The 21,224-nt window shown below is 43.1% G+C and carries 23 protein-coding genes and 1 pseudogene; 22 read left to right on the top strand and 2 right to left on the bottom strand.

Going from position 1 to position 21,224, the window contains the following annotated elements:
* Nucleotides 1–737 precede the first annotated feature (737 nt).
* The 9 genes from KDK67_RS05395 to thiC all read left to right on the top strand — a co-directional run bounded on the left by KDK67_RS05395 (nt 738) and on the right by thiC (nt 11,292).
* Nucleotides 738–1,049: a hypothetical protein gene (locus KDK67_RS05395; protein WP_250867815.1), complete on the top strand. Its 312-nt coding sequence runs from the start codon at nt 738–740 to the stop codon at nt 1,047–1,049.
* Nucleotides 1,050–1,427 (top strand): DUF2283 domain-containing protein, encoded by a 378-nt coding sequence (locus KDK67_RS05390; protein WP_250867814.1) that lies wholly within the window; start codon nt 1,050–1,052, stop codon nt 1,425–1,427.
* A 269-nt stretch (nt 1,428–1,696) separates the two neighbouring features.
* Nucleotides 1,697–2,473 carry a hypothetical protein gene (locus KDK67_RS05385; protein ID WP_250867813.1) on the top strand — a complete coding sequence of 259 codons (777 nt, stop codon included), beginning with the start codon at nt 1,697–1,699 and terminating at the stop codon, nt 2,471–2,473.
* Nucleotides 2,474–2,492: 19 nt separating this feature from the next.
* Nucleotides 2,493–6,017: a chromosome segregation protein SMC gene (smc, locus tag KDK67_RS05380; protein WP_250867812.1), complete on the top strand. Its 3,525-nt coding sequence runs from the start codon at nt 2,493–2,495 to the stop codon at nt 6,015–6,017.
* Nucleotides 6,014–6,856, top strand: coding sequence for a segregation and condensation protein A (locus KDK67_RS05375; RefSeq protein WP_250867811.1), 843 nt, complete (start codon nt 6,014–6,016; stop codon nt 6,854–6,856). The genes smc and KDK67_RS05375 overlap by 4 nt, the downstream gene beginning before the upstream one ends.
* A gap of 16 nt (nt 6,857–6,872) precedes the next feature.
* The gene (gene scpB, locus KDK67_RS05370) at nt 6,873–7,976 is read left to right on the top strand and encodes an SMC-Scp complex subunit ScpB (RefSeq protein WP_250867810.1); all 1,104 of its coding nucleotides are present in this window, start codon (nt 6,873–6,875) and stop codon (nt 7,974–7,976) included.
* A 106-nt stretch (nt 7,977–8,082) separates the two neighbouring features.
* Nucleotides 8,083–8,634, top strand: a complete 552-nt coding sequence (locus KDK67_RS05365) for a TATA-box-binding protein (RefSeq protein WP_250867809.1) — start codon at nt 8,083–8,085, stop codon at nt 8,632–8,634.
* Nucleotides 8,635–9,561 carry an S-layer glycoprotein N-glycosyltransferase AglJ gene (gene aglJ / locus KDK67_RS05360; RefSeq protein WP_250867808.1) on the top strand — a complete coding sequence of 309 codons (927 nt, stop codon included), beginning with the start codon at nt 8,635–8,637 and terminating at the stop codon, nt 9,559–9,561.
* A gap of 447 nt (nt 9,562–10,008) precedes the next feature.
* Nucleotides 10,009–11,292 (top strand): phosphomethylpyrimidine synthase ThiC, encoded by a 1,284-nt coding sequence (thiC, locus tag KDK67_RS05355; RefSeq protein WP_250867807.1) that lies wholly within the window; start codon nt 10,009–10,011, stop codon nt 11,290–11,292.
* A 339-nt stretch (nt 11,293–11,631) separates the two neighbouring features.
* On the opposite strand, the gene KDK67_RS05350 is transcribed toward thiC, so the two are convergent.
* Nucleotides 11,632–11,892 carry a hypothetical protein gene (locus KDK67_RS05350; protein ID WP_250867806.1) on the bottom strand — a complete coding sequence of 87 codons (261 nt, stop codon included), beginning with the start codon at nt 11,890–11,892 and terminating at the stop codon, nt 11,632–11,634.
* Nucleotides 11,893–12,249: 357 nt separating this feature from the next.
* Between KDK67_RS05350 and KDK67_RS05345 the strand changes: the two genes are divergently transcribed.
* The 5 genes from KDK67_RS05345 to KDK67_RS05325 all read left to right on the top strand — a co-directional run bounded on the left by KDK67_RS05345 (nt 12,250) and on the right by KDK67_RS05325 (nt 15,734).
* On the top strand, nt 12,250–12,654 hold the full coding sequence (locus KDK67_RS05345; protein ID WP_250867805.1) for a type IV pilin domain-containing protein: 405 nt from the start codon (nt 12,250–12,252) through the stop codon (nt 12,652–12,654).
* Nucleotides 12,651–14,093: a hypothetical protein gene (locus tag KDK67_RS05340; protein WP_250867804.1), complete on the top strand. Its 1,443-nt coding sequence runs from the start codon at nt 12,651–12,653 to the stop codon at nt 14,091–14,093. Before KDK67_RS05345 ends, KDK67_RS05340 begins: the two co-directional genes overlap by 4 nt.
* 92 nt (nt 14,094–14,185) lie before the next feature.
* Nucleotides 14,186–14,611 carry a peptidylprolyl isomerase gene (locus KDK67_RS05335; protein ID WP_250867803.1) on the top strand — a complete coding sequence of 142 codons (426 nt, stop codon included), beginning with the start codon at nt 14,186–14,188 and terminating at the stop codon, nt 14,609–14,611.
* Nucleotides 14,612–14,762: 151 nt separating this feature from the next.
* On the top strand, nt 14,763–15,488 hold the full coding sequence (locus KDK67_RS05330; RefSeq protein WP_250867802.1) for a hypothetical protein: 726 nt from the start codon (nt 14,763–14,765) through the stop codon (nt 15,486–15,488).
* Nucleotides 15,489–15,530: 42 nt separating this feature from the next.
* Nucleotides 15,531–15,734, top strand: coding sequence for a DUF1059 domain-containing protein (locus KDK67_RS05325; RefSeq protein WP_250867801.1), 204 nt, complete (start codon nt 15,531–15,533; stop codon nt 15,732–15,734).
* A gap of 11 nt (nt 15,735–15,745) precedes the next feature.
* Here the strand turns inward: KDK67_RS05325 and KDK67_RS05320 are convergent, their stop codons facing one another.
* Entirely contained in the window at nt 15,746–16,102 is a 357-nt protein-coding gene (locus KDK67_RS05320; RefSeq protein ID WP_250867842.1) for a winged helix-turn-helix transcriptional regulator, read from the bottom strand.
* Between the two features lie 86 nt (nt 16,103–16,188).
* Here KDK67_RS05320 and KDK67_RS05315 point away from each other — a divergent pair, with 86 nt between their 5' ends.
* The 8 genes and pseudogenes from KDK67_RS05315 to KDK67_RS05280 form a co-directional block, all read left to right on the top strand.
* Nucleotides 16,189–16,848 carry a nitrite/sulfite reductase domain-containing protein gene (locus KDK67_RS05315; protein ID WP_250867800.1) on the top strand — a complete coding sequence of 220 codons (660 nt, stop codon included), beginning with the start codon at nt 16,189–16,191 and terminating at the stop codon, nt 16,846–16,848.
* 112 nt (nt 16,849–16,960) lie between these two features.
* Nucleotides 16,961–17,713 (top strand): DUF166 domain-containing protein, encoded by a 753-nt coding sequence (locus KDK67_RS05310; protein WP_250867799.1) that lies wholly within the window; start codon nt 16,961–16,963, stop codon nt 17,711–17,713.
* A gap of 25 nt (nt 17,714–17,738) precedes the next feature.
* Nucleotides 17,739–18,080: a CGGC domain-containing protein gene (locus KDK67_RS05305; protein ID WP_338101233.1), complete on the top strand. Its 342-nt coding sequence runs from the start codon at nt 17,739–17,741 to the stop codon at nt 18,078–18,080.
* Nucleotides 18,081–18,094: 14 nt separating this feature from the next.
* Entirely contained in the window at nt 18,095–18,463 is a 369-nt protein-coding gene (locus tag KDK67_RS05300) for an ATP-binding protein (RefSeq protein ID WP_250867798.1), read from the top strand.
* A 9-nt stretch (nt 18,464–18,472) separates the two neighbouring features.
* Nucleotides 18,473–19,444 (top strand): formylmethanofuran dehydrogenase, encoded by a 972-nt coding sequence (locus KDK67_RS05295; RefSeq protein ID WP_250867797.1) that lies wholly within the window; start codon nt 18,473–18,475, stop codon nt 19,442–19,444.
* Between the two features lie 98 nt (nt 19,445–19,542).
* Nucleotides 19,543–20,046 (top strand): metal-dependent transcriptional regulator, encoded by a 504-nt coding sequence (locus tag KDK67_RS05290; RefSeq protein ID WP_250867796.1) that lies wholly within the window; start codon nt 19,543–19,545, stop codon nt 20,044–20,046.
* Nucleotides 20,047–20,228: 182 nt separating this feature from the next.
* Entirely contained in the window at nt 20,229–20,891 is a 663-nt protein-coding gene (locus KDK67_RS05285; RefSeq protein ID WP_250867795.1) for a FeoB small GTPase domain-containing protein, read from the top strand.
* Nucleotides 20,892–20,923: 32 nt separating this feature from the next.
* A pseudogene (locus KDK67_RS05280) lies at nt 20,924–21,224 on the top strand (IS1-like element ISMbu3 family transposase); the annotation flags it as partial.

The following is a 21,224-nucleotide window of genomic DNA, read 5'->3' as shown; positions in this document are numbered from 1 at the left end:
AAAAGGGTAAGGCCTTGCTCAAATTGATCTGTGAAAATAGGAAGCCGAAAATTACTAGTGGTAATTTCTGAATCTGTCGAGAAATATCGTTTTAAGTATAACAATTGTATAATGATGCTGTAACACCTGAAAAATAAAAATTAAAGTGACTATTCAGCCCATACAAAACCACATCAATGAGCCTTGTTGGAGTTATTAATGGCGTACATGTTATGCACACATTCGGATTCACAATATGTCAAATCGTGGCGACTGATTGTTATTTTGACATGTCTTGTCCGATGGTGAGCGCGCATATGGGTTGCACAAAAATCAACATCGACCGATTGACTAGGGTAGGCTGAATAGTTACAAATTAAATTAAAATGGTGAAAACACGTACATCCGCACCCACTGCTCTCATTGTAAACAAGTCGATTACCACGACATTGCTGTAGACACACTGGCAAGCAAGACCGTATTCAGTGATCACAGCCAGATGATGCGATACTTGGTTGAGAGCATCGATGTGGATGAGACAGTCTCAGAAAAAGAGATGTCAAGATCTGTACTGCAAAGGGCTGCGTGGATATGTATATGATGGCATCACGACCTACGAGCTGTGTCGTGTGCTGAAGACATACTTTGGCGTAGTTGCTGTTTATTGTTGCGATTTGATCTAGAGAATGAAGATTGAACTGGGCATGTATTGTCCAGATAGACCGCATTTGTATTTTGTTAGCCAGTGAGGTAAGTAATTGAATATTAAAGAATTCCAAGAACTACTCTCATCGATTGAGATATATGATCTGATTTTTACAGATCATTTTAAAATGCGCGTGGAGGGACGAGAACTCAAACAATTTGCAGACATTGATCAATTACATGCCATTCTCACAACTGAAGTACCAAAGGGAATAGTAAACCAAGAAGACAACAAGTTTAAAATAATTTATGGGATAAATGATAAATATGATGCTATTCTCATCTGTGCAGTTAGAAGTGAAAGTCCGGTAAGAATCTCATTAATAACTTGTATTAAGCAAGAGGCAAACAGGCGGGTGAAGTAAATGTCTGGAAGAAAAGGTAACAGGGAATCTGGTGAACATGACTATGATTCTCTGAATGATACATTCTATACTTACATAAATGGTCGAAAATACAACTCGTCGTTAATTCTGGGTGACATCATTCTGGATTTGAACGAAGATAACGAGTTGGTCGGCTTCGAAATCCTCGACGCATCAAAAAGGTTCGGCATCAGTAAGCACGAGCTGTTGACACCTATTGAACTCGTTTATGATATTAGTATTTCTAATGGTAAACTGATAGTAAGCCTAAAACTCACTGTTATGAAAAGGAATCATCCTCTTGCAAGATCAATCTCGGTTACCGGTGCAAATGATATGAACTTGTCACCTTCTTCGAGCACATTCGCGTTAGCATAATAGCCACTACTCAACGTGGCTTGCTTTTCATAATGTTTTTGACCTTTCGGTTATTCTCAGCTACTACGATGAGCGATCACACCCGTTGTATATACTCAGAAGCTGAAATGGCAATTTGCTAAATTTTGTCGAACAAAGAATATAAAATATGATGGTGTAAAGCAGCTATGACTTTGAGTTTCAAAGCGTTAGTTATATTATAGTTTTTAGCCTATTAAAGCTAGGATAATGGTTTGACCATAAGGGATGGACGATTTGCGAGGGATCTAATGAGCGCCGAGAACAGAGACTTTGTAATAGAGAGGCTTGAGCGGAAGCTAGTTGAAAAGGAAGGCGATATGGAGGTTATGAACACTACTCTTCGTGATTCTATCATGAGGGAACTTCGTAATGACCTAAAGAACGACCTTGATATCAACAATCGGCTCAACAGGGTCGAGCAGGACTTAAAGGAACTTTCAAGCAATATAAGTGGAATGATGGATGAACTTCTCGACCAGAAATCTCAGTTGAGATCCCTTAGGAAAGATCTTCCAAGATCAGACCTCGGATTTGCAAAGTCTGTCACTGATATGGCCTTTGATGTTCCGGCACAAAAACCTCTGGAAGCGGTTCCTGAATCCAAAGTTCGTCTTACTGACTCTCTTTTTGGTCAGAGGTCAGTTCCAAAGCCCGCAGTTGAGGTGCCAGTTCCTGATCTAAAGGCTCAGGAAGCAAGATCGCCTGTGTCACAGACATCTTCAGGTTCGAACTGGGGCAACCTTATTAATTCTGGCGAAATCAATATGAAAATACGTGAAATAAAGGCAGAAGAGCCAGTGCAGAGTCAGCAGGATAGTATTCCTTCTGAATACATTGTTGCAAATGATATGAGGACCCCATTTGAAAGAAGTGCTCCTCCGACCCCAAAGAACGATGACTGTGAATATATTGTCGCTGAAGAAGGGGAGTCATTGCGCAGGCGTTCTGAGACCGAACTTGAGACTGTGGAAGATCGTGATGATGAAGATACGGTGATCACAACGACTCGCAGAAGATCTTTATAATCCCTTACCGAGGAATGTTGTGTATATTAAGGAACTTGAATTTATAAATTTCAAATCTTTTGGCAAAAAAGTTAAGATACCCTTCTTTGATGATTTTACTACCATTTCCGGTCCGAACGGAAGCGGGAAATCAAATATCATCGATGGTATCCTTTTCGTTCTTGGTCTTTCGAACTCACGAACATTAAGGGCTGAAAAACTTACTGATCTGATATACAATGGCGACAAGGCAAAAAGGCCGGATTTTGCACAGGTCACTATTAAATTCGATAATATTGACCGCGAGATGCCGGTGGATGCCGATGAGGTTGTCATAAGTCGAAAGATCAGGGAGACTGATAATGGTTATTATAGCTACTTCTATTTTAACGGCAAGGCTGTGAGCCTCACTGAGGTCCATAATTATCTTTCAAAGGCAAGAGTGACTCCGGAAGGTTACAATGTTGTCATGCAGGGCGATGTTACTCGCATCATTACAATGACCCCGAATGAGCGGCGTAAGATCATCGATGAGATCGCCGGTGTTGCTGAGTTCGATAACAAGAGGGACAGGGCACTAAATGAACTTGAGATCGTCAGGGAACGCGTTGAAAGGGCGGATATACTGATCGAGGAAGTGGAAAAACAGCTTGAGAAGCTCAAGGTGGAACGTGATCAGGCGGTCAAGTATCAGGCGCTCAAGCAGGAGAAGATGAAGTTCGAGGGTTTCGTACTTCTTTCCAAGCTCAAGGATGCAAAAGTTGAACTTGAGAATGTCGACAAGGATATTTCTTCCAAGAAAGAAGTGCAGGAAAAGCTGCAACTCTCGATCGAGGAGAGGAAGGAGAAGCTTGCAGGGATCGAGAAGGAGCTCACTGAGCTCACATCTGAGATCCAGAGGATGGGTGAGGACGAGCAGATACAGGTCAAAAGGGACATAGAGGAAATAAAGGGAGAAGTATCCCGATGTGTCAATAGTATCGAGCTTGCAGACAATGAGATCGAAGATATTGATTCCAGACGCAAGAAAGCTTTCCTTGATATCGAGGGAACAAAGAACAAGATAAACGATGTTGATTCTAAGCTTTCTGAAGAATCACTTCGTAAGGACAGTATTCTCTCTGAGATATCTGAAAGGAAGACCGAGAGAATGATCCTGCAAAGCAGGATCTCTGATGTGGATGAGAAGTTCGCACAGACGCGTGATGAGCTTTCAGTGTTCAAGTCCGAACTTGAGACCGTGAAGAACGATAAAAGTGAACTTATGCGTCAGGAAGACCGTTTGCTGGATTCGTTGAGGAGGAAGTCTGCTGAGGTAAGGGATATCGAGAATGAGATCACGGATGCCAAGGGTAAATCCGAGTCCTCTGACAGTGATACGAAGTCTGCACAGTATGATATAGAGAAGCTAACGGAGCAGATCAATTCCCATACCCGCGATCTTGATGATCTTGAAAGTAACCGTTTCCAGATAAAGAGCGTTGTTACTGATCTTGATGTCACATTACGCAAACATCAGCAGGACTATGCGTTGCTTGAGGCGCGCGTGCGTGCTGCGGAGGATACCAGTAATTATTCAAAAGCCGTTGACATGATCATTGCCGAGAAGAAGCATCATGGTCTTCCCGGAATATATGGTACGATAGCAGAGCTTGGAAGTGTCGATCAGAAATATGCAAATGCTCTCAGCGTTGCTGCCGGGGGACGTATGCAGGCAGTGGTCGTTGAGACCGATGAGGATGCATCAAGGGCCATCAATTTCCTTAAACAGCAGCGTGGAGGCCGTGCAACCTTCCTTCCGCTGAGCAAGATGGAATCAAGGAGGCCGTACAAGGACCTTTCTGACAGGAAGGGTGTGGTAGGCTATGCTATCGATCTTATCGGTTTTGGGTATAAGTTCGAAGCGGCATTCTGGTATGTCTTCAGAGATACGCTTATCGTGGATACGCTTGAGAACGCGCGTCGTCTCATTGGCGGCCTTCGTATGGTAACTCTCGAAGGAGAGGTCATTGAGAAAAGCGGTGCTATGACCGGTGGCTCGATGGGGCGAAATTCCGGTCTCTCATTTGCGGCTGCTGAGAAGGATAAATTGTTCAAGATCGCAGAACAGCTTACCGAATTTGAATCAAGGCGCAATACGGCGATCAAGAAACTGGATGCTGTCGAGGGGCATATTGCTGATATCAATCGTGAGATCCACGAATTTGAAAAAGAGATCTCTAAGAAGGAAATGATCTTTGAGGAGATCGGCGGCAGGGCTGAACGGCTTACACAGCTGATCGAAGCTAAGAACACCGAGCTTGGGCAGATCGAGGGTGAGAGGGCCAAGCTTCGTGAAGAGATGGAACAGGTCGCTTCAAGGAAGGCCGAAGTGGAAGGGCGTTCCAAAGAACTTGAAGCTGAGATCGCAGTCCTTGATGAGAAACTTTCCGATTCTGAAGTTCCTGAGCTTAACAAACAGGCTGATCATATCGATGAGGAATTGCGCAGGCTGGATGGGCGTATACGTGATATCGAGGCGGATATCAATGCTCTCAACCTCGATCACGAATATGCTTCCAAGAAGATCGAAGATGATCGTCAGCTTATAAAAGAGATGGAAGAGAAGAAATCCACGCATCGGGAACGTGTTGCTGGGTTCAAGACCAAGATCGCTGAACTTGAGTTCACTCTCCAGGAAAAGCAAAAGCGTGAACAGGAACTGACCGAAGAGCTCAGGGATATGCAGCAGAAGCGTGCTCTGAAGCAGACCGAATACAATCTGGCTGAGAAGGACTTTGCTTCTGTTCGATCAAGACTCGATGATGCGGATAAGGCGATGATGGTACTGGAAGCTACCCGCAATGCTCTTGTGGACCAGGCAAAGGACCTGAAGGAAGAACTTGTGAGGCGTGGTATCGAAGAGGTCGAGGATGTTCCTAATTATGAGACCGTTAGCACAAGGATCGCATCTATAGAGAAGGCCATGGAACGTCTCGAGCCTGTTAACATGAGAGCCATCGATGAATATGATGAGGTCGATGGAAGGGTCGTGGACCTTAAGACCAGAAGGGCCATTCTCTTTAATGAACGGGAACAGATCCTTTCTCGTATCGATCAGTATGAGACGCTCAAGAAAGATGCTTTCATGGAAACTTTCCATGGTATCAACGAACCTTTCAAGGAGATCTTCCACGAACTTTCTGATGGTTCCGGCGAACTTGTGCTTGATGATAATGACGAACCCTTCAATGGTGGACTGACCCTTCGGGCACAGCCAAAGGAGAAGACCCTGCAGCGCCTGGAAGCGATGTCCGGTGGGGAGAAGAGTCTTACTGCACTGGCATTTGTCTTTGCTATCCAGCAGTATCGCCCTGCACCTTTCTACGCATTCGATGAGATCGATATGTTCCTTGATGGTGCGAACGCTGACCGTGTGGCGCAGCGTGTTAAAAAGGCAAAGGGTAAGGCACAGTTTATCGTCGTGTCCCTGCGTAAGCCGATGATAGAGGCGGCGGAGCGTACTATTGGTGTGGCCATGCAGGAGAACAACATCACAAGCATTACGGGTGTGAAATTACGTTGAACGATATTCCAGAGGAGCCTGAAGGAATCGATGCAAGTATGGATGAAGTAGGCGCTGGCATCGAGGAGATCGTCAAAATATCCAGTAGTTCCATTGACCCCGAGTTTCTTGAGACCCTTCGTTCACTCGGTGTCGATGAATCGCAGATCGAGATATCCGATGATGTTCTCTGTGAACCTGTGGAGATATTCGTCACCCTTGCGAAGAACGGGGATATTAATCCCTGGGATATTGATATTGTCGAAGTTACGGATAAGTTTCTGGCATACATAGAAGATCTTAAGATAATGGACCTGAGGATCTCGGGAAGGACCCTTCTATATGCATCTATTCTTCTCAGGATGAAATCAACAGGTCTTGTTCAGGAAGATGTGGAATTGGATGATGATCTCCTTGACGATGACATGGATTTTTATGACATCGAGGAATATCCAGTGCCAAAGCTTCCTATACGCCGTACTGCAACCCGGCCGGTCACTCTTCAAGAGCTTATCAATGAGCTTAAGAAGGCGGAAAAGGTCGAGACCAGAAGGAAAGACCGCCGCCTGCGTCGTCGCATTGAAGTGTTTGACAGGGTCACTACAGATGATGTGCTCGGGATAGCACATGAGGAGGATATACGCGGCAGGGTGGATATTCTTCATACTTCTCTGGAAGAGTTGTTTCGAACCAGGGATGAAGTTATGTTCTCGGACCTTGTAGACTGGTCCGGAAGTCGCTCGGAAAGATTGATGACGTATATCTCACTGCTGTTCCTTGCTTCTGAGAAAAAGGTATTGTTGGCACAGGAAGAACTTTTCGGGGAATTATTTGTGCATCCCCCATCTGTCATTGAATGATTTGAAGAGGAAATAAATGAGCGAGAGAGAGATCATAGAAGCCATACTTTTTGCAGCAGGGGAAGCTGTTGACACACAGACGCTTGCGAAGATCATCAATAGGTCAGCAAAGAATGTCACACCTGTGATCCAGTCACTGATGGAAGAGTATTCGACACGCGAGTCCGGAATGGAGATCATAGACCTTGGCGGACGTTATGTCATGCAGGTCAAACCAAAATATACTGATCTTATAAGTCCCATCGCACCAAAGGAATTGAAAGCACCGATACTTCGTACGCTTTCCATGGTTGCTTATCATCAGCCCGTTGTCCAGTCGGAGCTCGTTGATATGAGGGGTAATTCCGTTTATGATCATATTCGGGAACTTAAGGACAGGGGCTTCATTGAAGCAGTGCCTCATGGGAGGACCAAGCTTCTTCAAACGACTCCGCTATTTGCGGATTATTTCGGTCTTGACAGGAATGAACCGGAATGTATCAAGAAAAAGATCGTTGAACTTTCACGCCAGCAAAGCGGTAAGGAAGGCCTTGATAGATGGCTGGGACGTAAGTTCATTGGTTTTACTCCGATGTACAGGTCCCTTGTGGACCTTTGTGGTATAAAGGACTACAGGACGATCAATGCTTATGATCCTACTGAAGAAGAACTGGATGAGCTTGCTGATGTTTATAAACTTGTAATAACAAAAGGTTACGCCGAAAAAGTAACAGAACATTATGACGGTGAGATAATCGAGGTAAGGTCTACCACTTTCGAGGATGTCATCGATGCCATAAAGGTACTTGAGAACGTGGCTGATCCGGAAAGGGTAAAAGAGAGCATCGAACTCATTACCGAACTGAGGGAGAGGTATGTGTCAAAAGCACTTGTGATCAGTAAAAAGGTCAGGCCAGCAACGGACATGATCGCCCGGATCGTTAGTGATCTGCGCCTTGGTATTTCAACAGAAGGGGTAGTTATAGCACCTGACTACGGTACATCAAGCGAAGGTATGGACGTTACCGAAGGGGCTGATATTCTGGTCCCTACCCATTCATCTATCGAGGGCGATCTCATTGAGAGGGTGTGCAAAAAATATGATGCTATCATCGATGGATTGAAGAAGCTCGAAGACTGACTTTTCATTGATATAGTTTTTAAATCGATATATAAAGGAAAGGGTATAAGTATATATACTGTATTTGCGAATATACCTATCCTTATAATACTGAAGGTCAAAGAACATGTCGGAATATAATATCAAAATAGAAAACGTGGTCGCATCAACTAAACTTGCAGAAGAGTTCGACCTCATAAAGATCGAAGCGGAATTCGAGGGTGCGGAATACAACAAGCAGAAATTCCCTGGGCTTGTCTATCGTGTTACTGACCCAAAGGCCGCATTCCTTGTATTCACATCCGGTAAGGTCGTATGTACCGGTGCTAAGAACGTTGCTGATGTGCACATAGTCATTGGCAATATGGCAAAGAAGCTCAACGGTATCGGCATGGAGACTATTGTAGACCCTGAGATCACTGTACAGAACATTGTTGCTTCAGCTGACCTTCATGCTACCCTCAATCTCAACGCAATTGCTATAGGACTCGGTCTCGAGAATATCGAGTATGAGCCTGAGCAGTTCCCAGGACTCGTTTACAGGATTGCTGATCCAAAAGTAGTAGTACTCATTTTCAGCTCCGGTAAACTTGTGGTCACAGGCGGTAAATCACCTCAGCACTGTGAGCAAGGAGTTGAGGTTGTAAGGCAGCAGCTTGACAACATGGGACTTCTGTAAATGAATATTCAAACCTCACTGGACAAAAACGATGTTTGCATCCTCATTCCTACATTGAATGAGGAAGCTACCATTGTACAGCTTATCAAGGATTTCCGATCGGAAGGTTTTGAGAACATTCTTGTTATAGATGGCCATAGTTCCGACAATACTCGTCAGCTTGCTGAAGAGAACGGTGCAAAGGTCATTGTTCAGGAAGGTAAGGGTAAAGGGCAGGCTGTTCAGGAAGCATTTCAGCTGATCGAAGAGCCTTACACCGTCATGATAGATGGCGACGGTACTTATCTTGCCAGTGATGTTCATGCTGTGCTCCAGCCTATACTCGATGGCCGCGCTGATCATACCCTCGGGAACAGGATGGCCAATTTTGAATCCGGCGCTTTTACAAGATTGAATCTGGCAGGGAATAGGGCACTTAACAAACTTTTCGGGTTTGCATACGGTATCTGGCTGGAGGATATACTGACAGGATATCGCGGGTTCACACGCCATGTGATAAAGAACCTTTCTCTGACCGAAATGGGTTTTGAGATCGAGACCGAGATAACGGTCGAGAGTGTTAAGCACGAGATGAAGGTCGAAGTTGTTCCTATCACTTATGTCGCAAGGCATTCCTCTGCGGATACAAAGCTCAATCCGTTAAGAGATGGGTTGAAGATCGGTAAGACCATAATCAGAATGGCAAGATTGCATAATCCGATGTTCTACTTTGGAATATTAGGTACCGGATTAACACTTTCAGGTATTGCTGTTGGTCTTTATGTGGTAAACGAGTGGATGAACGGGGTAACTCGCATTCCGATGACCGTTTTAACGGCATTACTTATACTTTCTGGAATTCAGATGTTCATTTTCGGAATGTTGAGCGATCTTATAGTTTCTCTCCACAGGGAAACAATGCGCATGCTCAGAAAAAGAGATGAGTGAAACCGATTCACTTATTTTTTATGTTACTATAATATAATGGTCTAGTATCCTTTGGTCGTACCTCTATTGTTTTTTTGTTCTTCTTCTATTATCTCTATCATGCTTTGGCAATGTTCGGTCTATGTGCTACGATCTCCACTGGTGTTATCTATATGAAAATTTTATCAAACTCAAGTAATCTTTCTTTATAAATATTCAACAAAACTTGAGTTTTTGGGTTTTATGGACTTGTAATAATATTGCTGTGGTTATGATCTTATATTTCAAACGTTATGTAAAGACGCTTTTATTTTTTAGATACTTGGATCTTTGGATTTAGATGTCTTAGTATAATTGAGATCTATTATTGGAAATTCAATTTTACTTGATTGGCTCTCAAGTTCATTTTGTGACAATACTTAAATAAAATACCTTCTTTTTTGGGATAACTAATCACGAGGTTTAATTATGTCAATTGTAACTGAAGCCAAAGCTGGTAAAATTACGGAAGCTATGAAAGTAGTCGCAAAGGTCGAAGGCTTAGAGCCTGAGTTCATTATGCGTGGAATCGCTGCAGGTAGGATCGTAATCCCAACCTCCCCATACAGGGACGTTAAGTTCTGTGGTATCGGCGAAGGTCTGACAACAAAGGTAAATGCATCCATTGGTGCATCCTCAGATATCATTGATGAAGATATGGAAGTTGCAAAAGCAAAGGCTGCAGAAGCAGCAGGTGCTGACACCCTTATGGAGCTTGGAACAGGTGGAGATTTCCTTAGCATCAGAAAGAAGGTATGTGACGCAACATCACTTTCCGTTGGTTCAGTCCCACTCTATCAGGCGTTCATTGGCGCTGCAAAGAGAGATGGTTCTATCATCCACATGACAGAAGATGACCTCTGGAACGCAACTGAACAGCAGGCAAAGCTCGGTACCAACTTCATGGCTATCCACACCGGTATCAACAACATCGTTCTCGACAGGCTCAAAGCACACGGTCGCTATGGTGGTATCTGTTCACGTGGCGGTGCTTTCATGACCACATGGATGCTCCATAACGAGAAGGAAAACCCACTTTACGCTGACTTCGACTACCTCTGTGAGATCCTTAAAGAGCACGACGTTGTTCTCTCCACAGGTAACGGAATGCGCGCAGGTGCTATTCACGACGCTACCGACAGGGCACAGATCCAGGAGCTTATCATCAACTCTGAGTGCGCACAGAAAGCACACGACAAATACGATCTTCAGGTAATTGTAGAAGGTCCAGGTCACGTACCACTCGATGAAGTTGAGATGAACGTTAAACTCATGAAGTCCATGAGCGGACACAAGCCATTCTACATGCTCGGTCCACTTGTAACAGATATCTCTCCAGGAAGAGACCACATCGTAACTGCTATCGGTGCAGCAACATCAGCATCACACGGCTGTGACTTCCTCTGCTACGTAACCCCTGCAGAGCACCTTGCACTTCCAAACATCGATGATGTTGTTGAGGGTGTCCAGACATCCAAGATCGCAGCACACGTTGGTGACATGGTCAAACTCGGAAAGAGGGACCAGGACCTTGCAATGGGCAGGGCACGCAGAGACCTTGACTGGAATAAGATGTTCAGTCTTGCACTCGACCCAGAACTCGCAAGAAAGGTAAGGACCGAGAGATCTTCAGCAGATGAAGATGCATGCACAATGTGCGGTGACTTCTGTGCTGTGAAGATCGTCAACCAGAACTACAATCTCGCAAAGTAATGCCATTGGCATTACTTTTAACTTCTTTTTTTGAATTCTTTTTTGTCCTGTGATTTTTTATATTGTTTTTAGAATTAAAACCCATTATCTCTGATAGTAGTTAAATATAGCATCAGCTAGTAGGAGAGTTGACGGCTAGTGGGGTGGTTATAGCCAGTAGGATTGAGTGCCTACTAGTAGGACGGGGCAAAATTCAGTAGAATAGGGGGTAGTTAGTAGACACAGCAACAGCTAGTAAGGTCCTGTCTAATCAATCATAAAAATAAGATATTATTCACCATTCTGGTGTAGAATGGTGCAATAAATATTTTCAATTATCTTTTGTCTCACTCTAATAGATCAGTATGGTGTCTTTGTTACGTACGAAAGGTCAAGTTTTGATACATTCGCCTTCTGAACTACAAGGATCGATGACCCATAGTCAGGATTTTCATATTTGATGATCAACCAAGTAACATCGTCTTCTTCCACTTGGCTGCAATCTGTAATGTTATCATACCAAATGATAGAGGATGATGCACCGTCAAGCAAATAGATATAACCTGACAGTTCCTGTCCCTCTGGAACATTCTTTATCATTTCAAGAATTGAATTAATCATTTTAGTAACACCCATTTTAACACTCCTTACACATATAAAATGATTTTGGTAAACATCTATATTGAATACGGCATTGGACTTAAGTTTTTTCCAATTATCAAACTATTATAAATAAAACCGCAAAATAATGAAATTATGTCAACATCTCTATTCTCTTCAAAACTGAAACTTTTGATATATATGCATTGTTATGGGTGTGATTACATAATCAAGCTTATACAATTGCTTGTTGATGCATTTCGAAAAAAGTATAGCAGACATAGCATTTTATAAATGGGCATGCATATATAGAATAAAATATATTTATTTTGCAGTATCATGTTTAGAAATTTCTGAAGGGGTATTATGTTCGGGAGAATGAAGTCGGGAAAGGTTGATAGGCAATATTCAAAGAACTCTATTTGTAACGATCGACGTGGTGTTTCAGATGTTGTTGGAACTATCATGATGGTGGCAATAACAATGATCATGAGCGCAATAATAGCTTCTGCTATTTTCAGCTTAAGCCCGCCACCAGATGTCCCGCATACAGATATTGAGGTCCGTCTAAACGGTTCGACCATCGATATTTACCATATGGGGGGAGAACCCATTAAGGTAAAGGACATGAAGTTCATGGCAGAAGGTCAGGAAGTTTCTATCAATTCATCTTCACCTGTTAATGAAACAGAGGAATGGAATATCGGGACGCTGATCATTCTTGACACGAACAATACTGGCTTGAAAATAGTTCATCTCCCATCACAGGAGTTGTTAATATGAAGCTATTTTTAAAAGATGAGAATGCAGTATCTGTTGTTGTTGGTGCTATACTTTTGCTGGCAATAATGATCACTTTTTTATCGGTAGTAACTTCTACCTGGGTCCCTATCTATGAAGGCGATGCAGAAGCTGAGCATAGCAAACAGATGTCAGAAAACTTCCGAAATCTAAAATTCCAGAGCGAATTGACCGATTCTTTCCCAAGATCACTGATAATCGATCTTGGAACCGAAGATGTACCTCTGGTTGCCAATTCCCGATCAATTGGTTATCTGGAGTTGAACGAAACCGAAGGGGATCTTATAATTTCTACAAATGTTACGAATATTATGGAAGCGGATGATCCGTATCAATTTGGGGTACTTGTAAAGGATATGGCGGATACACCAGATCCTATTACCGCATTTGAATTCGAGTTCTTGCAAAAAGAAACCTTAACGACCAAATCACCAGGACTGGATGATCCTTTTGATGTCCAGCTCAGGACAACGACCCATAATAGATGGATCCATTTCTTTGCAGGGGAAACCAGTGGGAAAGACCTTGCAATTAATATGCGTTGTGGAAATCCTGCTGAGGTATGGGAAAACAATGCAGTAAGGGTTTATAGTCCCTCAGACGATCCGAAGGTATACGTTTCTGATGAAGACCTCGTTCATATCGATCTACTTACAAATGCTACATTCCTTGCACTGAAGAGTGATAATCCAGTGACAATAAATGGGACTACATACAGTAACGGAGAGGTTGCACCTCTGTATGATCTTGTTCAGCATTACATGAGCATCGGTGAGACATACATCTTTGATTACGTGAACTACAATCACGTTATAGACTCATCGCAGAGATTCGAATATGTTACAAACGATCATGTTACAAATCTCACCTACTCGAACACAGGGGATGCATGTTTTTTTGATGATTCCTGTATTGGTAGAGGTACTTTCAAGATACATTCTGACTACAATTTTATGGTGGATCAAAGCTACATCTATGAGAGTGGTGCTGTCATCCTCAAACAGGACGATGGTGCGGTTTTTAAGGTCCAGCCGCCAATTTCCGTGTCAGGAACGAACGGAAGTCTTGAATTGGGAATTTGGGGGGTTGTGCTTGAAGGGGATTTCCAGAAATTCGGAAACGATATCGAAAAGATGTACATAACTGCCGACACGGAGACTATTGTGGAGGGGGATACGGGGACTGTGTCAATTACCAAAAACTTGTATCCTGAAACAAAAGATATCTGGATCTCATTCTTTGAGAAGATGAAACGCGAGATAGTAACATTGAATGAAACAGGAAATGGTACAATTAATGTAACAATGAACGTTTCCCTAAATTCAACACCACAGTTTGTCAAAATGAATGTCATCGACACGAATTCTACGATCCATATGAAAATCAAGACGCACGACCTGAAAATTACAGACAGACCATGAAATTGAGCAACATGGTCAATTTCTATTTTTTCAATAAGTAATACGGAAACCCTTAAATTATCGATTGCCATAATTCCGGGAGGAGACCAATAATGAAAAAAGCAATAATTGAGACAAATAAAGGAACTATAGTACTCGAACTTTTTGAAAAGGATGCACCCAAAACGGTTGCTAACTTTGAGAAACTTATTAAACAGGGCTTTTACAACGGTCTGACTTTCCACAGGGTGATCTCTAACTTCATGATCCAGGCAGGATGTCCAAAAGGCAATGGTACCGGTGGGCCAGGCTACTCTATCAAATGTGAGATAAATCCAAAGAGACATACAAAGGGCGCTCTTTCAATGGCACATGCTGGAAAGAACACTGGTGGAAGTCAGTTCTTCATCACTCACTCTCCTCAGCCACATCTTGATGGTGTACACACTGTATTCGGAAAGGTCATCGAAGGCATGGATGTTGTCAATGCTATCAAACAGAGTGACGTCATGACCAAATTAACAGTAGAAGAAGATTGATACTATAGTATCCATTCTTTCTTTTTGAAGAATAACGTGGGGCAATACAAGGATATTTTCAAGTTATTGGATATTCATATCCTTTATAGAAAATTTACCTTGGTATTGTTCCTTTTTTTATATTACTACGTAGCTAAATATAAGGTGTAACATGGATCGAAAGACGTTCAATCGTGTAAGGTTAGCAAGTATTGTGCTCAATGAGATCGAAGATCTTCCTGCTAAAATGTATCCATTCCTCGAATTTGAAAAGAACGAGAATGAGGCGGAAGGAAAATACAGGATACTCCCACTCGTGGGCGAAGCTAAAGAGTCACAAGCAATCTTTTCTGTGGAATATCAGAAATGGTCTGAAGAAGTTCTGGACCTGTTACAGAGATTTTATCCTCAGAAAGTGGATGAATTTACCGATGCATACCGCTCAGCTCTTCCTTATGTAACCCTTGAACTAAAACCAAAGACGGCAAACAGCCATAAGCTGAAGTTCACATTCATAAAGTATCTGACAGAACAGAGGACCATTCTTTCACACCTGTTCGCAAAAATGTCATCTATGGAAATAACAGATGATGAATGTGATATGAATAGGGACGTAGAATGTGGTTTTACAGATAATTGCCTGAGGGTTTTCAGAGCTGCTGTTCAACCGGTATTGGAAGATGAAATAGATACGTTCAGGGCGAACCTGTCCGAAAGAGACGGTGACTTCAAGGACATTCTTGATATGGCAGATCAGATCAATGATGCCGCTACAAATGATGTCAGCAAATTGATCAATAAATGTAACGGTCTTAGAAAGCTGTGCGCGGAAAACGTTGAGTGCGAGGATGCCATCAGGCCCTTGATACCCGTATTTGATATTATTGGCAGGATGTAATCCCTGCCTATTTTTAATTCAACTATCCATGGGGGACAAAAAGTGAAGATAATTAAATGCAGGGACCTTGGGTTTAATTGTGACTTCATTGCAATCGGCAGCGCAGCTGAAGCTGACAGTGTTATACAGAAAATGCTGGTGCATATCAAAGAGGCCCATGAGGGTCTTTCGGATGAGGACCTTGCTGATATCAAAGCACGTATGTCCGTTCTTTTGAGCAGGGGCTGTGGTTGCGGAGCCCTTTGATGTGGTTCCGTTCACAATTTACAGTTCTTGCATTTTGAAAGCTCGCATGCTTTATTCTCGAATTTCCATTCAAGACCCCATTTTTTGATAGACTGGATGATCTCTATGAACTCCGCTCCACTTTCTGATAGGGAGTAAGTGTATACCATGGGGTCAGTGGTCTCATCAAGAGTCCTTTTAACAAGACCGTCTTCTCCAAGTTCCTTTAGCCTTGTGGAAAGGGTCTTCGGAGTAATACCTGCAACTCTTTTCTTAAGTTCGTTGAATCGTTTTTCACTGTTATTTCCTTTGTACAGCTCAAGAAGTATGCACAAAGTCCACCTCTTGCCAATGATATCGATCGTTTTGTAGATGGTACAGTCCTTCATAGTATCCATCAAGAAACTGCCATTATATATAGAAGTATCTCAAATATACTTGATAACAAAAAGATATCAATTGGAGTGATTAAAAAATGTCAAAAGATATACTTGAAAAGGGAGCTATTGTTCAGAGAGACAAGGAAACATTCGCTATCGCACCACATATTCCTGGCGGTATTGCAACCCCTGATCTTCTCAGAAAGATCGCAGATGTCTCTGAAAAATACGGAGCTGCTGCAATTAAGGTCACATCAGCACAGAGACTTGCCATCGTTGGACTCAAGGAAGATGATCTGGACAATGCCTGGGATGACCTTGGGATTAAACCAGGGGCAGCAATAGGGCTTTGTGTAAGAAGTGTGAAGATCTGTCCGGGAACCACATTCTGTAAGAGGGGACAACAGGACGCTGTAGGGCTTGGACTCAAACTGGATGAGAAATACCATGGAATGGAGCTTCCATCAAAGCTCAAGATGGGTGTTTCCGGTTGTATGAACTCATGTGCAGAAAGTGCCATAAAAGATATTGGAATAATGGGTACTCCTAAGGGATTCACTGTAATGGTCGGAGGTAGTGCAGGTCTTAAACCACGCCTTGCAGATACTATCGCTGAAGAACTTGATGAGGACGAGGTTCTTTCACTTGTTGACACTATCATTTCATTCTATAAGTCACATGCAAAGAAACAGCGTATTGGAAAGATCATCGAAGAGATCGGACTTGACACCTTCAAGAAGGAAGTCGGGCTTTAAGCTGTTAGGATCTTTCATAAATTGAGGGCTTCAAATAGCCCTTTTTTCTTCTTTGTTTGGTTCATCTCGTTTTTAGAGCAACCCAATTCCTGATGGCTTAAGGGAGTTAACAATGAGGATAAGTTTCTATTATAATGGTGAGTTCGGTAAAAAGGTCATAGGCAATATCGTCAACTCAAGCACTTTCTGTACCTCGTGTGGGGATCTGTGTGACCACTGCCGTGAACTTAAAAGATCGCATGCTGATAGCATTGTTGATATCTATGAGTTCCCTGACGATCTTCCTGAGTTCATAGATGATCCTTTCGATCACATCCCGAAAAATGTGGGTGAATGTGACATCCTCATAGCCATGGACCTGCATCCCGATATCTTTTCAGTACTTCCTGAAATAGCAGCCAATGCTAAAGCAAAGGCAGTTATAGCACCTGTGGAAGTGCCAAAACTTGCACCTGCAGGACTTGTGCAGCAGGTTAAGGAAAAGCTGGAATCCGCTGGAATTGACTGTGAGTTCCCCAAGCCCTTCTGTTCACTGACAAAAACAGGCAAGACCCTTATCGATGAATTTGTTGATATGGGATTTGGAAGGCCCCTGCTGAGGATCGGGATCGATCCTGACCGGAGGATATTTTCCCATGTGCAGGTGCTCAGGGATGCACCCTGTGGCTCTACCTGGTATGTTGCAAAAAAATTAAGGTGGACGGATATTGAAGATTACAAAGAGATCGTGTCGGGGGCACATCATGCATACCCTTGTACTGCCAGCATGGATAAGGACACCCAACTGAAAGATACGATATTGCATGAAGCAGGTTACATCATAAGGGGAAGTGTGGAAGAAGCTTCGGGTTTCAAAAAGGAGTGAAGAGCACACTTGAAAATGAGGTGATATCATTACTGAAGAAATACCCAAAAAAATAGCAGTACTTCGATGCGATATTGTTTCCGAGGCATGTCCTGGAGTTGGGTGTTTAAAGGCGTTCAATGCCAGGAAAGTAAAGTTTGCAGAGTACGATGATGATACTGAGATGATCGCATTCTTCACATGCGGGGGCTGTTCAGGAAGAAGGGTCTTCCGACTGGTGCGTTCCCTGAAAAAACACGATATCGACGTCATACACCTGAGCTCATGCATGATCATGAAGAACTATCCGGAATGCCCGCACATTGATTCGATCAAGAATACCATCACTGATGCAGGTATCGAAATTGTTGAAGGAACACATCACTAAAGGAGATATAGAGAATGGTTAAAAGAATGATCGTTAAGATAGATGAGGATAAATGTACTGGCTGCGGACAATGTGTTTCACCTTGTGCCGAAGGGGCTATACAGATAATTGACGGAAAGGCAAAGGTAGTTTCTGAAGATCTTTGTGATGGTATGGGATTCTGCATAGGTGTCTGCCCTGAAGGTGCTATCACAATAGAGGAAAGGCAGACTGTGGAGTTCAATCTTGAAAAGGCAGAGGCTCAACCCAAGAGCACGGATATATCCATCTCCTGTTTCAGTTGCGGTGCCGGGGAAAACGAAAGATACCTCCTGCCCATGAGGCACAATATGGAAAGCCTCTGGGTCTGCACACGCTGTCTGCCTCAACTTATCCATGGGTGAGAGCGGTAAATGGAACTTGAACTGACATCTGTACCTGACAACGTATGTGATTATACGTTCAATTTCTACTGGTATGGGAAAGAGATGGAGCCATCTGCGACCATACCGGACCAGAATGGTACGAAATATACCTATCAGCAACTTGTGGACGAGCTTAAGAAAGGAAATGACGTTCACATCAAAGGGAGTGTAGGTGGTCGTTTTGCCTACTCTCTGGGAGTTGACCTTGCCCATTTCGGAGGTAGCGGCAAGACCGAAGCTGCCGGTAACATCTTCGTTGAAGGGAATGTGGGGCCGGAAGCAGGGATGGGGATGTCCGCAGGCTCGCTTTACATTACAGGCGATATTGAACAGCCCTTTGGCAACATCATCGAGGTCGTGTCCGATGTTGAAGGATACCGAAAGTTCATTTCCATCACTGAACTTCTGTGTGTCAATGGTGTTGAAGAGCTTTGTGAGAACGAGTTCGATGTGGTAAATGGTAAACTTATCCTCGATGATGGTATCCTGCGGGGAACTCTGGCCTCAAGATGTGATTGTGATGCAGAAATTATCGTAAAAGGTGATGTTTACAACGGAACAGGGCTTCTTATGGAAAGGGGTATTGTCAATGTGCAGGGGAATGCTGGTCTTAACACCGGTGCTCATCTGAATGGTGGCTCTGTTGTGATAGAAGGTACGGTGGGGGAATTCTCCGGTGCTTATATGAAAGCTGGAACTCTCATTTTCAATGATGCTAAGGGGTATGTAGGTGCCGGTATGCTCGGTGGCACGATATATTCAAAAAAGAAAGTGACACCTGCTCCTCCTGCTGAAAAAGTGCGGGTGGGTGGTCAGGACATCTCTATCGTTCGAAAGTTGACCGGCGCAGGGCGAGTGGAGTCCATGCTGTATAACAAATATGAGGTCGGTGAAGAAAAAGAACAATACGTCAAGGTAAAAATGAGGGATGGGTCCATATTCATGCGTAAATTGGACTGATCTTCAAGTTCATCCTCTATTTTTTCTTACATAATCTATTTAAATAACAAACATTGTATCTTCATTATATTTGTTATACCTAAAAAGGTTGGATATACTTGACTACGGAGAGAACTGAAGACTACCTTAAGGCTATTGATACCATTATTGAGAAAAAGGGCTATTCTCAGGTAAAAGATATCGCACGATTCCTTGATGTAAGTCCGTCCAGTGTCACGGGAATGTTCAAAAAGCTGACAAGGGAAGGATTCATCAATTACGAGAAGTATGGCGGTGTTACTCTCACCGCTGAGGGAAGAAAGCTTGCGAGAAGCACGAAGGAAAAGTTCAGTGTGTTGCATGAGTTCCTCGTCCTCCTTGGTGTGGATGAAGATACCGCAGACGATGATGCCTGCAAGATGGAGCATGTCATAACTCCTGAGACCCTTGAAAGGCTGACAAAGTTCAGCGATTTTGTTAACTGCAGAGAAGAAATGCCAAAATTCTTCCTCAATTTTAAGGAATTTTGTGAAAAAGGCGAGATCCCAAACTGCAGAAAGAAAAACAACATCTCTTCTTCCTTTGGCAAAGATCTCAAAAAAGGGTGCAAGGATCGATCTTGAGACTTCCTGAACGCTAAGACTTCAGAACCTATCCTTTTTTGATCTTGGACTTTATTGGTCCCATTTCTATTTCTTATAATTTAAACCATGCTCAATATGTTAGGCACGCCAAAATTTATATGCCATGGTTAACTAGTCACCACTATATTAGGATAGCCTAAATTTTGGAGGCTCGTGAACAAATGTTGTCTATACTAAAAAAGAAACGCTGCTGCGGTCAGGAAGATGAGACCCAGAGCGACCTTGAACGGATAATCCTTGTGGGGAATCCGAATGTGGGTAAGAGTGTCATCTTCAATCACTTTTCGGACAGTTATGCTATAGTTTCCAATTATCCGGGAACAACTGTGTCCATAAGTAAGGGAAAAGGGCGGATCGACGGGAAGGAATACGAGATAATCGATACGCCGGGGATGTACTCATTACTACCTATAACTGAGGAGGAACGCGTATCACAGAGCTATCTGTTCGACAACGATCCTTTTGTTTATGTGCATGTGGTGGATGCGAAGAACATCCAGCGTATGCTTCCCCTTACGCTTCAGCTTATCGAAGCGGAAGTTCCCCTTATACTTGTATTGAACATGATGGATGAAGCAACCGAGCGAGGCATTGAGATCAATGCTTCCCGGCTTGAGCAGGAACTTGGGGTTCTGGTCATCTGCACGACCTCAATAAAAGGAGAGGGTCTGGACAAGCTTGAAGAAGCGATATCTAAATACAGCTTCCGGCATGTCGATAGTAAGGTAGTGTATAGCAGAGGGATCGAGTATGCGATCGAAAGTATCTCATCATTGATACAGGATGAATACGGCATCTCGAAAAGGGCATTGGTATTTAAGTAGAGTTTTTATGTTACTAGGACCTATATTTATGCATGAACTGTCCCAGGTGCAAGAGCTCCAATCATAAAAAGAACGGTAAAATCGATGGACGTCAACGCTACAAATGCCATGATTGTGGGTATAACTATTCAGTGGAGATTAAATCAACTGCTAGCCCCATGTCTGTTAAACGGCAGGCTTTACAACTCTATCTCGAAGGATTAGGATTTCGTTCAATTGGACGTTTTTTAGGAGTTAGCCACGTTTCGGTCCAAAAATGGATAAAGAAGTTTGGTCGTGAATTAGAGGATCTAAAGAGCGAAAATGAAATATCGATTGTTGAATTAGACGAAA

It is taken from the genome of Methanococcoides seepicolus (genome assembly GCF_023684405.1).
GTDB lineage: Archaea > Halobacteriota > Methanosarcinia > Methanosarcinales > Methanosarcinaceae > Methanococcoides > Methanococcoides seepicolus.
The sequence above is the reverse complement of the archived record's forward strand: the minus strand, read 5'-3'. Positions and strand labels throughout refer to the sequence as shown.